The sequence below is a fragment of the Achromobacter sp. JD417 genome, assembly GCF_041879325.1.
In the GTDB taxonomy this organism is placed as follows: Bacteria; Pseudomonadota; Gammaproteobacteria; order Burkholderiales; family Burkholderiaceae_B; genus Achromobacter; species Achromobacter mucicolens.
In genome coordinates this window covers 1,198,442-1,212,617 of the sequence record NZ_CP087159.1, presented here as the reverse complement: position 1 = coordinate 1,212,617, position 14,176 = coordinate 1,198,442, and the positions used below count along the sequence as shown (strand labels likewise).

At 65.6% G+C, this 14,176-nt stretch carries 15 protein-coding genes; 4 read left to right on the top strand and 11 right to left on the bottom strand.

Translation table 11 applies throughout. The features are described from left to right. Window positions 1-181: 181 nt before the first annotated feature. From LN047_RS05580 to LN047_RS05570, 3 genes are read right to left on the bottom strand one after another with little or no spacing between them, the layout of a single operon-like run. Complete coding sequence (locus tag LN047_RS05580; protein WP_056321417.1) at window positions 182-799, bottom strand: flavin reductase family protein; 618 nt, start codon at window positions 797-799, stop codon at window positions 182-184. 3 nt (window positions 800-802) lie between these two features. Further along, window positions 803-1,762, bottom strand: coding sequence for a carbon-nitrogen hydrolase family protein (locus LN047_RS05575; protein ID WP_373981290.1), 960 nt, complete (start codon window positions 1,760-1,762; stop codon window positions 803-805). Between the two features lie 30 nt (window positions 1,763-1,792). Next, window positions 1,793-3,445, bottom strand: coding sequence for an MFS transporter (locus LN047_RS05570; protein ID WP_373981289.1), 1,653 nt, complete (start codon window positions 3,443-3,445; stop codon window positions 1,793-1,795). A 161-nt stretch (window positions 3,446-3,606) separates the two neighbouring features. Here LN047_RS05570 and LN047_RS05565 point away from each other — a divergent pair, with 161 nt between their 5' ends. Beyond that, complete coding sequence (locus LN047_RS05565) at window positions 3,607-4,461, top strand: IclR family transcriptional regulator (protein ID WP_062840415.1); 855 nt, start codon at window positions 3,607-3,609, stop codon at window positions 4,459-4,461. 166 nt (window positions 4,462-4,627) lie between these two features. On the opposite strand, the gene LN047_RS05560 is transcribed toward LN047_RS05565, so the two are convergent. Together LN047_RS05560 and LN047_RS05555 are read right to left on the bottom strand one after the other, a co-directional pair. After that, window positions 4,628-5,608, bottom strand: coding sequence for a Bug family tripartite tricarboxylate transporter substrate binding protein (locus tag LN047_RS05560; protein ID WP_373981288.1), 981 nt, complete (start codon window positions 5,606-5,608; stop codon window positions 4,628-4,630). 183 nt (window positions 5,609-5,791) lie between these two features. Next, the gene (locus LN047_RS05555; RefSeq protein WP_062840413.1) at window positions 5,792-6,919 is read right to left on the bottom strand and encodes a mandelate racemase/muconate lactonizing enzyme family protein; all 1,128 of its coding nucleotides are present in this window, start codon (window positions 6,917-6,919) and stop codon (window positions 5,792-5,794) included. A gap of 160 nt (window positions 6,920-7,079) precedes the next feature. On the opposite strand from LN047_RS05555, the gene LN047_RS05550 reads away from it, so the two are divergent. Continuing rightward, entirely contained in the window at window positions 7,080-7,982 is a 903-nt protein-coding gene (locus LN047_RS05550; protein ID WP_373981287.1) for a LysR family transcriptional regulator, read from the top strand. Here LN047_RS05550 and LN047_RS05545 read toward each other — a convergent pair. Then, window positions 7,979-9,169 (bottom strand): amidohydrolase family protein, encoded by a 1,191-nt coding sequence (locus tag LN047_RS05545; RefSeq protein ID WP_373981286.1) that lies wholly within the window; start codon window positions 9,167-9,169, stop codon window positions 7,979-7,981. The genes LN047_RS05550 and LN047_RS05545 overlap by 4 nt on opposite strands. A 1-nt stretch (window position 9,170) precedes the next feature. Next, a complete protein-coding gene (locus LN047_RS05540; protein ID WP_056321399.1) occupies window positions 9,171-9,368 on the bottom strand; it encodes a hypothetical protein in 198 nt (65 codons plus the stop codon). A gap of 196 nt (window positions 9,369-9,564) precedes the next feature. Here LN047_RS05540 and LN047_RS05535 point away from each other — a divergent pair, with 196 nt between their 5' ends. Then, complete coding sequence (locus tag LN047_RS05535) at window positions 9,565-10,077, top strand: hypothetical protein (protein ID WP_373981285.1); 513 nt, start codon at window positions 9,565-9,567, stop codon at window positions 10,075-10,077. A gap of 295 nt (window positions 10,078-10,372) precedes the next feature. Beyond that, on the top strand, window positions 10,373-10,699 hold the full coding sequence (locus LN047_RS05530; RefSeq protein WP_373981284.1) for a virulence factor: 327 nt from the start codon (window positions 10,373-10,375) through the stop codon (window positions 10,697-10,699). Between the two features lie 85 nt (window positions 10,700-10,784). Here LN047_RS05530 and LN047_RS05525 read toward each other — a convergent pair whose 3' ends face one another. The 4 genes from LN047_RS05525 to LN047_RS05510 all read right to left on the bottom strand — a co-directional run bounded on the left by LN047_RS05525 (window position 10,785) and on the right by LN047_RS05510 (window position 14,145). Further along, a complete protein-coding gene (locus tag LN047_RS05525) occupies window positions 10,785-10,943 on the bottom strand; it encodes a hypothetical protein (RefSeq protein ID WP_155721871.1) in 159 nt (52 codons plus the stop codon). Beyond that, complete coding sequence (locus tag LN047_RS05520) at window positions 10,930-11,178, bottom strand: hypothetical protein (RefSeq protein ID WP_081100999.1); 249 nt, start codon at window positions 11,176-11,178, stop codon at window positions 10,930-10,932. The genes LN047_RS05525 and LN047_RS05520 overlap by 14 nt, the downstream gene beginning before the upstream one ends. Before the next feature lie 234 nt (window positions 11,179-11,412). Beyond that, window positions 11,413-12,759, bottom strand: coding sequence for a serine--tRNA ligase (serS, locus tag LN047_RS05515; protein ID WP_373981283.1), 1,347 nt, complete (start codon window positions 12,757-12,759; stop codon window positions 11,413-11,415). Window positions 12,760-12,804: 45 nt separating this feature from the next. After that, on the bottom strand, window positions 12,805-14,145 hold the full coding sequence (locus tag LN047_RS05510) for a replication-associated recombination protein A (protein WP_152383596.1): 1,341 nt from the start codon (window positions 14,143-14,145) through the stop codon (window positions 12,805-12,807). Window positions 14,146-14,176 lie beyond the last annotated feature (31 nt).

Genomic DNA, 14,176 nt, shown 5'->3' with positions numbered 1-14,176 from the left:
GGAGATCTGCGGGGCCGCCGAATTGCTGCCGCGCGGGCGGCGGCAATCGGCATTCGGGCAGAGGGGCGTCGTCGCGGTATGCGCTGCGCGCTGGCGTGGTGTTGTGATTCGGTGTGCTGTTGGCGTCCGGCTGGATGTATTACTTTTGCGCAAAAAAAACGGCCCGAAGGCCGTGGTCAGATCAATCCGGCGTCGTCGGCCGCGCAAGCTGGAAGGTGTCCGTGCTGCGGGCGTACCAGCCGCCGCCATGCATGCGGGCAATCAGCCCGAGCGCCGGCGTGTCCACGTGGCCGCGCTCGGCGTCGCGCACATAGGCGTCCTCGACGTGCGCGCCCAGGACGCGGCCGATGACGACGATCTGGCGCGGGCCGGTCACGACCGTTGCCTGGCTGACGCATTCCAGCGCCACCGGGCTGCCCTGGATACGGGGCGGCCGGACATGCGTGGACGCGAGCGCCGTCAGGCCGGCCGCGGCCATCTCGTCCACGTCGGCCGGGTAATCGGCGCAGGTCTGGTTCATTTCGCGGACCAGCGACTCCGGCACCAGGTTCACCACGAACTCGCCGTTCTCGATGATGTTGGCGCCCGTGTCCTTGAAATCGCCATCGGGATGGCGCATCAGGCCGATCGCGACCGTCGGCGGCTGATGCCCCATCACGTTGAAGAAACTGAAGGGCGCCGCGTTGACCACGCCTTTGCCCGACACGGTGGTGACCCAGGCGATCGGACGCGGCGTGACGGTCGAGGTGAGGATGTTGTAGACCGTCTGCGCCGGCAAGGCGCTGAAATCGAACTCCATCGATCAAGCCTCCTGCGGCGCGGCGGGGCCGGTCGCCGACACCGCGCGCTTCTCGCGGGTGTCCACCTGCAGCTGGAAGACGTCGGGGCGGGCGTAGTGTCCGGACACGTCGAAGTCGTATTTGCCGCGCAGGATCTGGTTCGGCTCGATGTCGGCGTACAGGATGGTCTCTTCCGAGAAATCCGGGCCGGCCAGCACCTCGCCGAGCGGGCCGATGATGGCGCTGCCGCCGCGCATCAGCACCGTGTCCGGCGCATCGCCCAGGGCGCATTCGAAGTCTTCGGGGTACGCGCTGCGGCGCAGGTGCTGGCACGCCGTCAGCACATAGCAGCGGCCTTCCAGCGCAATGTGGCGCATGCTGGGCACCCAGGTGTCGCGGTCGTCCGCGGTGGGTGCGCAGTACAGCGACACGCCCTGGCTATACATGTACATGCGCAGCATGGGCATGTAGTTCTCCCAGCAGATCACCGCGCCGATCTTGCCGTAGGGCGTGTCGATGACGGGTAGGGTGGACCCGTCGCCAAAGCCCCAGATCAGCCGCTCGCCCGCGGTGGGCATCAGCTTGCGGTGCTTGCCCGCCAGGCCGGCCTGGCCATTGAAGTACAGCACGGTGCAATACAGCGTGCCGCCGTCGGCCTCGATGCAGCCCATGACCACGAAGCTGTCGGTATCGGCCGCGGCCTGCGCCACCAGCGCGACCTCTTCGCCGTCCAGGCGGATGGCCTGCCGATGGTATTGGGCGAACGCGTCGCGGCCCTCGGGTTTGCGCATGCCGATGGGCGCGCCGAAGGAGTTGCCCTTGGGATATCCGCCCAGGAAGGCCTCGGGAAACACCTGCACGCGGGCGCCCTGCTCGGCTGCCTGCCGGATGAGCCCGGCCGCCTTCTGGGCGCAGGCCACGCTGTCGGTGGGAATGGACGCCGCCTGGATGACGGCGGCCTTGAAGGTGGTTTGCACGGACATGTCTCTGCTCGCTTCCTTGTCGCGTTGTTGTTAGTGGACCGGGTCTTCGTCGATGGCCTGGGCGCGCGTGTTGGGCAGCAGCAAGCTGCCGATCACGCCCACGATCACCATCACCGTCACCGGATACATCAGGCCGCCGAAGATATTGCCGCTGGCCTGCGCCAGGTAGGTGGCGGTAAAGGGCACGATACCGCCAAATATGCCGGCGCCGATGTGATACGGAAAGGACAGCGCCGTATACCGGATGCGCGCGGGGAACAATTCCACCAGATAGGACGCGACCGGACCATAGACCATGGCAACGACGGCGGTCATGAGCACCAGGATCAGGATGATGGTGGCGCGGTCGATCCGCGCCGGATCGGCCTTTTCCGGATAGCCGGCCGCGGTCAGCGCCTTGGCGTACGCCGAGCGGTCAAAGCCGTTGACGGTGGCGCCGCCCACGCTCATCGCGATCTCCTGTCCCGGAATCGGCGCGGCGTATTCGAAGTTGATGCCCTTGCCGACCAGGAATTTCTTGGCCTGCACGCATACCTTCTTGTGGTCGGCGTGGCTGCCGATCATGGCGGCCTGCAGCCCGAAATCGCAGGCGCCGCCGGTGGTGTCGGCATGCACGCGGACGGGCGTCGTCTGCATCGCCTGCGCCAGCGCCGGATTGCCGGCATTGAGCAGGACGTCGAACATGGCGTGGTAGCCCACCGCGCCGATGAACAGGCCCGCCATCATGATCCACTTGCGGCCCACCTTGTCCGACAGCCAGCCGAACAGCACGAAGGTCGGTGCGCCGATGATGAAGCCGATCAGGATCAGCCTGTAGACGGTGGTCTGATCAAGCTGCACGGCCTGCTGCAGGAAGATCATGACGTAGAACTGGCCGGTGAAGTACGTGGCGCCCTGCCCCGCCGTGACGCCGATCAGCGCCAGCAGCACGAGCCGCAGGCTGGGCCATTGGCCGAACGTTTCCTTGACCGGGTTCTTGGACAGGCGGTTCTGCTGCTTCATGCGCGTGAAGACCGGCGATTCGTGCAGCTTGGCGCGGACGTAGATCGAGATGGCCAGCATCACGATCGACAGGATGAACGGCAGGCGCCATCCCCACTGGCGGAAGTCCTCGGCGCTCATCGAGGCCTGGACGCACAGGATCACGACCAGCGACAGGATCAGCCCCGCCGACGAGGTGATCTGGATCCAGCCGGTCAAGAGGCCCCGGCGCCGCGGCTCGCAGTGTTCCGCAACGTAGATCACCGCGCCGCCGTATTCCCCGCCCACGGCCAGGCCCTGCACGACCCGCAGCGTCAGCAGCAGGATCCAGGACAGGTGGCCCGCCGATTCGTAGGTGGGCAGGCAGCCGATCAGCACAGTCGCGCCGCCCATCATGACGACGGTGATCAGGAAGGTGTACTTGCGGCCCAGCTTGTCGCCCAAGTAGCCGAACATCACCGCGCCCAGCGGCCGGATGATGAAGCCCACGGCCAGCGCGCCCAGGGCGGCCAGCAGCGCGACAGTCGGGTTGTCCTGCGGGAACAGGACCTGGCTCATGAAGACGGCCAGCGTCCCGTAGATGAAAAAGTCGTACCACTCGAACAACGTTCCCAGTGTGGAGGCCACCACGACCTGGCGTTCTTCCTTGCGGCTCAGCGTCGGCCCGGCGTCGATCCTGGGCATTGCGACATTCGCTTCCATGCTTGCTTTCCCCTGATGTTTTAGATTGATACTGCTGTATGCATTAACTATTATCAAAGCTAAGGCGTCGCTGGCAAAAGCTAGGGGAAACCCGGCGCGGCGGTCCAAGGGGCAAAAAAGGCCGCTGCTACACTGCCGCCACGCACACAGTGGAGGCAGCAATGGCAAGGCCCGCCGGTAAGGCTGAGAAGAATTCGGAACAGGCGCCTGCCACGGCGCGCAGGGGCATCCAGTCGATCGAGGTGGGATTCCGGATCCTGGACGTCATCCGCAAGACCGGCCGCCCGATGCCGCTCAAGGAAATCGCGGACGCCTGTGCGTTGACCGTTCCCAACGTCCACTACTACCTGGTGAGCTTCCAGAAGGTGGGCGTGGTGCAGCAGCACGCCGACACCGGCCACTATGGGCTCGGTCCATACGCGCTTCGGCTGGGGCTGGCCGCCCTGGAGCAGTTCGACGTGTTCACCACGGCGCGCCCGATCATGGCCGAGGTGGCCGCGGCCACCGGCCATACCGTGTTCCTGGGGGTGTGGGGCAACAAGGGGCCCACGATCGTGTACCGCGTCGAGGGCAGCCGCAGCCGGCCCCTGCTGGAATTACGCGTCGGCACGGTGATGCCGCTGCTGTCATCCGCCCTGGGCCGCAATTTCCTGGCGCACCTGCCGGATGCGCTGACCCGCGAGCTACTGGAACAGGAGATGGCCTCGTCCGTGCCGGAAAGCCACGGCGGCACCGCCGGCAATGCCTACACGATGGCGGACGTGCAGGCCATTCGCGACGAGGTCCGCAAGCACCACATCAGCCGTTGCCGCCACGCGCTGCTGCCGCACTTCACGTCGCTGTCGGCGCCCATCTTCGACATGCTGGGCGAAATGAAGGCGGCCATCACGCTGATGGGGCCGGTGGGCGCCGTGGATGACGACCTGGAATCGGCCACCGCACGCCTGCTCAGCGAAAAAGCCCGCTCGATCTCGGCGACGGCGGGCTGGGTGGATCCGGAGGCGGCAGCCATCTGAGTTACGTGGTGTCTGACACCCGAGTGAGAACATCTTCATATGCCGGATGTGCGCCCTGGGTGTCAGACACCGCCCGTATCGGAATCGCGGTGTCTGACACCCGAGTGAGGACATCTTCATATGCCGGATGTGCGCCCTGGGTGTCAGACACCGCCCGTATCTGGCTTTATCCCTCAGCCACAATCTTCGCGTCCTGGATCGTCTTCGCGTACTTCTGCTGCTCGCTCTTCATGAAGTCGGCAAAGCGCTGCACGCCCCCGCCGCCGTCTTCCGCACCCACCTGCGCCAGCTTTTCCTGCACGTCGGGCATCGCCAGCACCTGGTCGATGTCGCGGCTCATGCGCTGGACCATGGCGGCTGGCATGCCGCCCGGCCCGACCATGCCGAACCAGATGCTGGCCTCGAAGCCCGGGTAGCCCTGCTCCGCGACCGTCGGCACATTGGGCTGGCTCTTGGAGCGCTTTTGCAGCGTCTGCGCCAGCGCGATGACCTTGCCGGACTGGATCAGCGGCGTGGCCGTCGTCATGCCTTCGAAGCAATACTGCACGTGGCCGCCCAGCAGATCGTTCATCAGCGGCGCCGATCCCTTGTAGGGCACGTGCAGCACGTCAATGCCGGCGCGTGCCTTGAAGATTTCCAGGGCCAGGTGCTGGGCCGATCCGCTGCCTGCTGAGCCGAACACGATCTTGCCCGGCTGCGCGCGGCACAGCGTGACGAGGTCGGGCAGCGTCTTGGCCGGTTGCCCGGCGCCCCCGATCAGGATGGTGGGCGTCTTGCCGACCAGAGCGATCGGCGTGAAGTCCTTGTCCACCGAATACGCAAGCTTGGGCTGCAGGCCCGGCGCGATGCCGTGGCTGTTCACGTGCGCCATCAAAAGCGTGTTGCCATCGCCCGGCTGGCGCGCGACCTGTTCGGCCGCGATGATGCCGGCCGCGCCCGCGCGGTTCTCGATGATGACGGGCATGTTCCACAGCACGCCCAGCTTCTGTCCCAGCAGACGGGCCAGTACATCCGTGCCGCCGCCCGCGGGAAATCCGACCACGATCTTCACCGGACCGGACGGCATCTCCTGCGCCCGCGCTACCGCGGGCAGCACCAGCGCCGCTCCCAGCGCCGCGGCGCCGGTCATGAATTGCCTACGTTGCATTGTTGTCTCCTCGCGCGCCGGTCCAAAGGCCGGCAACTGGTTATGTGGACACTGCCTGCCTCCGTGGCATCCGGCCATCTGGCGCGGCCTGGATGCGGACCTTCGGAACGACACCTGCGTGAACCGGCGCCGCTGCCGCATGCGCACTGCATGTGACGTTTTGCGCGGGGCCTCGCGAAAGGCCTAGCGGCCGACGCGCGTCCACTTGCCGAAGCGTTCGACCATGCGCTCGTCAAAGCCGAATCCCAGCCCCGGCTCCTGATGCAGGATCACGCGGCCCTGCTTGTGGGTCAGTTGGCGGTCGACCAGCTTGCGGAAGTTCAGCACCTGGTCGTCCCAGAAGAATTCGACATAGCGCGCGTTGGGCGTGGCCGCGACCAGCGGCGCATGCACGTCGTGGAACCAGTGCGGGCACACCACCACGCCGTAGCTGGCCGCCGTGGCCGCGATGCGCTTCCATTCGGTGATGCCGCCGCAGACCGCCGCGTCCGTCTGCAGGATGCCGGCCGCACCCTTGTCCAGCAGTTCCTTGTGATACCAGCGGCCGTAGCCGATTTCGGCCGTGGCGATCGGCAGATGCGTCAGCCGCGCCAGCTTGGCATGGCTGTCGATGTCGTCCGGGCCGAACGGCTCCTCGATGAAGTACGGTTCGTATTGCTCGAAACGGCGGATGTACTGCATGGCCTGCGTCACGTCCTGCCAGGCGTTATTGCAGTCCATCATCAACTCGACATCCGGCCCCACGGCTTCGCGCGCGGCCTTCAGGCGCGCTTCTTCCTCGCGGGGCGAGAGGCGGCCGGTCTTCATCTTGACGGCGCCAAAGCCCTTGGCCACATAGCTGGCCATCTCCTCGCCCAGGTGCTGCGGGGTCTTGCCATCCAGGTAATAACCGCCGCTGGCATACGCCGGCACCGATTCCAATTCCATCGCGCCCAGGAATTTGTGCAGCGGCAGGCCCGCGGTCTTGGCATTCAGGTCCCACAACGCGATGTCCAGCGCGCTCAATGCGCGCATCACCGTGCCCTGCCGGCCCTGCAACAGAGCTTCCTGATACATCGCCTGCCACAGGCCTTCGACCGCATGCGAATCCTTGCCCAGCAGCACGGGTCCCAACAGGCTCTGGACGGCGGCCTCGAAAATGGCGCCGCCGGCACTGCCAACGTAGCAAAAGCCGATGCCTTCGACGCCATCGGTAGAGCGCACCTTGACCAGGCCATAGTGGCGGGTGGACACGGTGCGGTTGGAGAACGAGGTGACTTTATCCAGAGGCACCGCCGCGGCGCATACGTCTATGGATTCAATGATGGGCACGGGCAAGCTCCTTGATGACAGTGAAATCGGCTGGACCGATCGGCGCGCCGCGCGCTGCCTGATCGCCTGGACGTATTCTTCCCCTGCTCAAAGAAAACAACAATTATCTTCACGCATCTTTAGAATACGGAAAAACCATCTTCCAGATAGACAGGCCGCTGTGGATTCACGCTTTTTGCAGACGTATGTGCATGTGGTGGAACTGGGTTCCATTGCCCAGGCCGCCCGCCACCAGGGGCTGACGCCAGCGACGGTGCAGCAACGGCTGCGCGCGCTGGAAGCCGACGTGGGCAGCGCATTGATTGCGCGCTCGGGCCGCACCGTCAAACCCACGCCTGCCGGCGTGCGCATCCTGGAGCGGGCGCGCGCCATCCTGCGCGACGTGCGCGACCTGCGCTCGGCCGCGTCGGACACGGATCTGCCTGCAGGGCCCTTGCGGCTGGGCGCCACACCCACCGCCCTGACCGGCATCATGCCGCCCGTGCTGCGCACCTGGGTGGCGCGGCATCCGGGCATCGAGATCTATATCGAACCGGCGCCGACCACGCTGCTCTACAGCAAGGTGCTGTCGGGCGAACTGGACGGCGCGCTACTGGTGCATCCGCTGTTTCCCATCCCCAAGACCTGCGCGTGGCGCGACCTGCGCCGCGAACCGCTGGTGCTGGTCACGCCTGCGCAGATGAAGGTCGACGACCCGCTGGCCGTCATCGCCCGCGAACCGTACATCTGCTATGACCGCAGCGTGGTGGGCGGCAAGATGGCGGACGACTACCTGCGGGCGCGCAGCCTGCGCCCCCGGGTCCGTTTTGAACTGGATGGGATCGAATCGATTGCCAAGCTGGTGTCCGAGGGGCTGGGCGTGGCGCTGCTGCCAGACTGGGCCAGCACGGGCGCGCCGCTGGCGCACGTCAAACGCTGGCCGCTGCCCGAGCCCTGTCCGGTACGGACGGTGGGCGCCATCTGGCTGCGGTCAGGCGTGCGATCGGAATTGATGCGGGCCTTCGCGGAACTGGCCGAATCCCAGCTGGGCCTGGGCGCCACGGCCGCCCAGCGCACGCGCTAGGCGATGGCGTCTTCGCCGTTGCGCGCCACGACCACGCCGCTGGACACCACCAGGCGCCGCGGCGAACGCTGCACCACGGCTTGGGCGATACAGCCCGCATCGGCCAGCACCAGATCGGCGCGCGCGCCGGGCGCCAGGCCGTAGTCCGCAAATCCGCAGGCGCGGGCGGCGGCGCGGGTCACGCAGTCGAATGCCCACTCGATCTCGTCGTCGCGGCGCAGATCGTTGCGCAGCCCGATCAGCGCCGCGCGCTCCAGCATGTCGGGGCTGCCGTAGGGCGTCCAGGTGTCCCGGATGCCGTCATTGCCGCCAAAAAGCGTCACGGCCGCCTCGCGGCAGGCGCGCAGCGAGGGCACCGGACGAGACGCCGGCGCGGTGGTCAGCAGGGCCACGTCCAGCAGCGCCAACCGCCGCAGCAGGCCCTCCAGACGGCGGGCGTCGAGCGCGCCCAGGCAGAAGGCGTGGCTGATGACCACCCTGCCTTTCATGTCCAGCGCCTGGACGCGGTCCAGAATCAGCTCCAGCGTAAAGGCGCCCAGTTCGCCGGGCTCATGCAGATGGATATCCACCGGTTTGCCGTGCTTGTCGGCCAGGCCAAACAGCACATCCAGGGATTTCACGGGATCACGGTCGATGGCGGACGGGTCCAGTCCGCCCAGCACGTCGGCGCCATCGGCAAGCGCCTGGTCCAGCAGGTTGGCAGTACCGGCGCGCGCCAGGAGGCCCGACTGCGGAAACGCCACCGTTTGTATCTCGACGCGCCCGGCCAGCGCTTGCCGCGTGGCATGCACGCCTTCCAGGTGCTTCAGTCCGGCGTCCGTGTCGATATCGACGTGCGTGCGGATGCGGGTCGTGCCCGCGCGCAGGAATGCCAGCGCCAGCGCATGCGAATGGCTGGCGGCGTCATGCCCGGTGGCGGCACGCCAGTTGCGTTCGTTGTCGATGCGATCGGTCAGGGACGGGCCGACCTTGTTCACATACCAGGCGGAACCCCAGGTCGTCTTGTCCAGATGGGTGTGGCCTTCGACGAAGGCGGGCAGCAGCAAGGCGCCGCCGCCCTCTTCGACGTTCACGGCGGGATCGGCCTCAAGGCCAGGGCCGATTTGCAGGATGCGGCCGCCGCGCACCAGAACGTCCACACCCTCGCCTTGCGGCGTGCGGACGTTCGTCAGGAGCAGATCCGCCATGTCAGACTTGCGGCGGTTCGATCCAGAAAAAGCGCTCGCCCTGGCGGACCATGTCGGCGACGCCTTCGGCGCCGATGCGATAGTCCGTGCCCATTAGCGTGGCCCCGCCGTCTTCATGGATATGGATGACGGCCAGCGGGTCGTTGGCCATGGTGTACCAGTAGTAACCGGGCTTGAGATTGTGGGTGTCGGTAGTCATGCGTCGAGTATACAAACAACGCCTCGGCATTTTCAAAAAGACAACACATATGCAGCGCCCACCTGACAGGTAAGTCGTGACACGTCATACTCCCCGAAGCAGAGATTGAGTCCGTCTCAAGCAGGTGGCACGTGCGGGCCCCGGCCATAACAGCAATAAGCGCGCAAGCGTTCATCGCGAGGGATACAGCTAGCACATGAAACGGCAGTTACTCCAGTTCAGCGAACCGCTCAAGCAGGCCATCCTGGATGGGGCAAAAGTGCAGAGCCGGCGCATTCTCAAGCCGCAGCCGTCCAAGTTCACCACGGTCTGGTACGCGGACGCCGCCGATTCCGGCAGATGGGTGGCCATGGGGCCGTCGCCCGATAACCCGTCCGAGATGCGCAAGACTTCAAGCTGGGTCAGGTGCCCCTACGGAAAATCGGGCGAAACCATCATCCTGGCCGACGAAGCCGGCGCGCCGTTTGCCAGCGCCGTCATCGTGGGCGTGCGCATCCAGCGGCTGCAGAACCTGACCGAGGCCGATGCGCGTGCGGAGGGCACGCACGCGCTTTATCAAAGCTCGGCGCTACTACCCGGCGTGCCCCTGCAAACGGCGTTCGCGCTGATGTGGTGCGAACGCTATGGCGCGCACGCGTGGGCGGCCAATCCCTGGGTGTGGGTGGTCGAATACCGCCAGACCACACCCTTCGACAAGTCGGATTACTGAGGCGCTGGCGCGCGGGCGCAACACCCCTCGCCCCGGCCGCCCGGAGTTGGTGTCGAGGTGTAACACCAGCCCTCGGCTTCAGTTAATTCCATCCTATTTCAATCGACTTCAAGTGACGTTTCGCCAGAGCGGACCCGCGCTGCCGCAGTGCAGCACCCGTCGCCGAATGAAAACGGGGGCGGTTGCGGATTGTCGCGATTGCGGCCGGGATGCTTACGTATAGCTGGCGCAAACCACCGAAAATAGCGCCAACGAATACTCAACTTTGCTGCGTCTCGCAGCGGGCAGGTGCAAGATGAAAAAATGGCTTATTGCAGGTGTTGGCGCCGCGGGGCTGATGATCTCCAGTGTCGCCTTGGCACGCGTGGACGTTGGCATCTCGATCGGCGTTCCTGGCATCGTCTACCCGGCACCGGTCTACGTGGCTCCGCAGCCGGTCTACGTGGCGCCGCCGCCTCCGGTGTATTACCGCCCGCCGCCGGTGTACGTCGCGCCCCCGCCGCCGGTGGTATACCCGGCGCCGGTGTATTACCGCGGCGGTCGCTACTACGATCGCGGCCACTATCACGGCCCGAAACACGGTCACGGGTATTACCGGGGCCGCGGCCACGACCGCGATTGATAATCGCTCGCGCCAAAAGCAAAGGCCACTCCTGCGAGTGGCCTTTCTTTTGTCGAGGCAATGTCCGGTGCCCCGTGACAACCTGTCAGGCGGCGGGCGCCTGCACAGGCTTTGCAACCACCGAGGCCGGTTGTTGCGCAACCGGTTTGGCCTTGTCATCGGCCCAACGCGGCGATTCCTGGACCAGATCGATCCAGCGGCGCGGCGCACTGGACGCCCGCCACCAACCATTATGCGGACGCATGAGCAAACTCCGGTTCACCGTTAAAACGCACACCATTAATGCCCTGGAACAGATGACGGCTTTCCTGTTCTGCTTCGTGCAAATCAGTGAACGGCGCCTGACCCGGCACCGTCCAGCATTTTTCGGGTGCGGTTCCGCCGATTCGGCGAGTCCATATTTGCACCCGATAACCCTGCTCGTCTTCCTTTGCCACAGAGCATCTCACACGAAAATCTCCAATCATTCTTGAAGTCATGGACAACTCCTTGTTATATAAGTGAATGAAGCGTGTAGAACGCCGGTGTATTGTGCCGTAACTATCCGGCCCTTTTATGCCAAATACACAATTGCTCACATCAAAAATCAAGCACTCACGTGAGCACGATAACGTTCCAAAAAGACAGCAATATGTCGGCAATGATAAAAAAAAACGGAGCCCGCAGGCTCCGTCTTTTTATCAGCCAAATGGCCGATGGACGCCGCGCGAATATCAGGGTTTTAGTACCGTAATACCGCCCATGTAGGGCTGCAGCGCTTCCGGAATCAACACACTGCCGTCTTCCTGCTGGTGGTTTTCCAGCACGGCGACCAGCGCGCGGCCCACCGCCAGGCCGGAGCCGTTCAGGGTGTGGACATATTCCGGCTTGCCCTGGGCATTGCGGAAACGCGCCTGCATGCGGCGGGCCTGGAAGGTTTCGCAGTTGGACACCGACGAAATCTCGCGCCAGGTATTTTGTGCCGGCAGCCAGACTTCCAGGTCATAGGTCTTGGACGACCCGAAGCCCATGTCGCCCGTGCACAGCAGCACGACGCGGTACGGCAGATTCAGCAATTGCAGCACGCGCTCGGCGTGCCCGACCATTTCTTCCAGGGCCTCGTACGACTGGTCCGGCTGCGTGATCTGCACCATTTCGACCTTGTCGAACTGGTGCTGGCGGATCATGCCGCGGGTGTCGCGGCCGCCACTGCCGGCTTCCGAGCGGAAGCACGGCGTGTGGGCGGTGAGCTTGAGCGGCAGGTCGGCGGCGGCCTGGATCGCGCCGCTGGCCACGCTGGTCAGCGTGATTTCCGAGGTGGAAATCAGGTACTGGTCTTCGCGCACATACGGCTTGCCCTGGTCGTCGACCTTGGGATCGTCGTCGCCGCCGCCCTTGGAGACCGCAAACATGTCGTCCTTGAACTTGGGCAGCTGGCCGGTGCCGTACAGCGTCGAGGCGTTGACGATGTACGGGGTGTAGCACTCGGTATAGCCGTGCGTGCCAGTCTGCAGGTCGAGCATGAACTGGGCCAGCGCACGGTGCAGGCGGGCGATGGGGCCGCGCATGAACGAAAAGCGCGCGCCCGACAGCTTGGCGGCCATGTCGAAGTCCAGGCCCAGCGGTTCGCCCAGCGCGACGTGGTCGCGCGGCTCAAAGCCCAGCGCGGGCGGGTTGCCGTGGGCGCCGGCCTGGCCGGGCAGCCAGCGGCGCACTTCGACGTTGTCGTCGGCAGACTCGCCCAGCGGCACGCTGGCGTGCGGCAGGTTCGGCACCGACATGAGCAGGTCATTGAGCGGCTGCTGCAGGGCGGCCAGCTCTTCCTCGAGCTGCTTCAGGCGCACGGGCACGGCCTGCGATTCCGCCATGACGGCGCTGGCGTCCTCGCCCTTGGCCTTCAATTGGCCGATCTGCTTGGCCAGCGCGTTGCGGCGGGCTTGCAGGGACTCGGTTTCGGTCTGGACGGCCTTGCGGCGAGACTCCAGGTCGTTGAACCGTTCCGTGTCGAAGGCGACGCCGCGGGTCTTCAGGCGGTCTACGACGGTTTGCAGGTCTTTGCGCAGCAGTATCGGGTCTAGCATGGTGAGGTCGGTGAGGTTGCAAAAAAGGCGGCGGGGGATTGCCCGTCACCGGTTCTTGGCGCGTTCCTGTGCGTCCAGCTCGCGCAGGAATGCCAGCTTCTGCTGGATTTTAGCCTCCAGGCCACGATCGGTCGGCCGGTAGAAGGAAGGCTTGAGTCCGTCAGGGAAATATTGCTCGCCCGCGGCGTAGCCGTGCGGCTCGTCGTGCGCGTAGCGGTAGGCCTTGCCATGACCCAGCTGTTTCATCAGCTTGGTCGGCGCATTGCGCAGGTGGATGGGCACCGGCGCGCTGCCGTGTTCCGCCGCGAACTTGCGCGCCTGGTTGTAGGCGTTGTAGACCGCGTTGGACTTGGCGGCGCACGCCATGTACACCACCGCCTGCGCCAGCGCGAGCTCGCCTTCGGGGGAACCGAGACGCTCGTAGATGTCGGCGCCGTTCACGGCCAGGTCGGTCGCGCGGGGGTCGGCCAGGCCGATGTCTTCCACCGCCATGCGCACCAGGCGGCGCGACAGGTACTTGGGATCGGCGCCGCCGTCGATCATGCGGCAGAACCAGTACAGCGCCGCGTCCGGGTTCGAGCCGCGCACCGACTTGTGCAGCGCGCTGATCTGGTCGTAGAAGGCGTCGCCGCCCTTGTCGAAGCGCCGCAGGTTCTGCGACAGCGAGATTTCCAGCCAGGCGGCGTCGACCGTGTCGCGTCCGGCGGACTGCGCCGATTCGGCCACGACTTCCACCGCGCTGATCAGCCGGCGCGCGTCGCCATCGGCCCACGCGGCCAGCTGCTCGCGTGCGTCGGGCTCGATGCGGATGGTGTCGCCCGGTTCCTGTCCTTCATTGAGCGCCGCGACCGCACGGTCAACGAGCTGCTGCAGTTCTTCTGCCGTCAACGATTGCAGCACATACACGCGCGCCCGCGACAGCAAGGCCGAGTTGACCTCGAACGACGGGTTTTCGGTGGTGGCGCCGATGAACGTGAACAGACCGCTTTCGACATACGGCAGGAAGGCGTCCTGCTGCGCCTTGTTGAAGCGGTGGACTTCATCGACGAAGAGGATGGTGCGCCGGCCCTGGCCTTGCGCGACCTGCGCCACCGTCACGGCGTCGCGGATGTCCTTCACGCCGCCCAGCACGGCTGAGATGGCGATGAACTGCGCGTCGAAGCCGTCGGCCATCAGGCGCGCCAGCGTGGTCTTGCCCACGCCGGGCGGCCCCCAGAAGATCATGGAGTGCGGACGGCCAGAGTCGAAGGCGACGCGCAGGGGCTTGTCGGGTCCCAGCAGATGCGACTGGCCAACCACGTCGGACAGGGTGCGGGGACGCAGGCGTTCGGCCAGGGGAACATAAGGCCGATGCGCGGGATCGGCCGCGAAGAGATCGTTGCTCATTGGCAGCAGATGAAGGGGTGCAGCAAGGATT

Coding starts and splice junctions, on each gene's coding strand:
- LN047_RS05525 (WP_155721871.1), bottom strand. CDS start 10,943: ATGCGTCCGCATAATGGTTGGTGGCGGGCGTCCAGTGCGCCGCGCCGC.
- LN047_RS05545 (WP_373981286.1), bottom strand. CDS start 9,169: ATGGCGGATCTGCTCCTGACGAACGTCCGCACGCCGCAAGGCGAGGGT.
- LN047_RS05560 (WP_373981288.1), bottom strand. CDS start 5,608: ATGCAACGTAGGCAATTCATGACCGGCGCCGCGGCGCTGGGAGCGGCG.
- LN047_RS05540 (WP_056321399.1), bottom strand. CDS start 9,368: ATGACTACCGACACCCACAATCTCAAGCCCGGTTACTACTGGTACACC.
- LN047_RS05520 (WP_081100999.1), bottom strand. CDS start 11,178: ATGACTTCAAGAATGATTGGAGATTTTCGTGTGAGATGCTCTGTGGCA.
- LN047_RS05580 (WP_056321417.1), bottom strand. CDS start 799: ATGGAGTTCGATTTCAGCGCCTTGCCGGCGCAGACGGTCTACAACATC.
- LN047_RS05570 (WP_373981289.1), bottom strand. CDS start 3,445: ATGGAAGCGAATGTCGCAATGCCCAGGATCGACGCCGGGCCGACGCTG.
- LN047_RS05510 (WP_152383596.1), bottom strand. CDS start 14,145: ATGAGCAACGATCTCTTCGCGGCCGATCCCGCGCATCGGCCTTATGTT.
- LN047_RS05535 (WP_373981285.1), top strand. CDS start 9,565: ATGAAACGGCAGTTACTCCAGTTCAGCGAACCGCTCAAGCAGGCCATC.
- LN047_RS05565 (WP_062840415.1), top strand. CDS start 3,607: ATGGCAAGGCCCGCCGGTAAGGCTGAGAAGAATTCGGAACAGGCGCCT.
- LN047_RS05530 (WP_373981284.1), top strand. CDS start 10,373: ATGAAAAAATGGCTTATTGCAGGTGTTGGCGCCGCGGGGCTGATGATC.
- LN047_RS05575 (WP_373981290.1), bottom strand. CDS start 1,762: ATGTCCGTGCAAACCACCTTCAAGGCCGCCGTCATCCAGGCGGCGTCC.
- serS (WP_373981283.1), bottom strand. CDS start 12,759: ATGCTAGACCCGATACTGCTGCGCAAAGACCTGCAAACCGTCGTAGAC.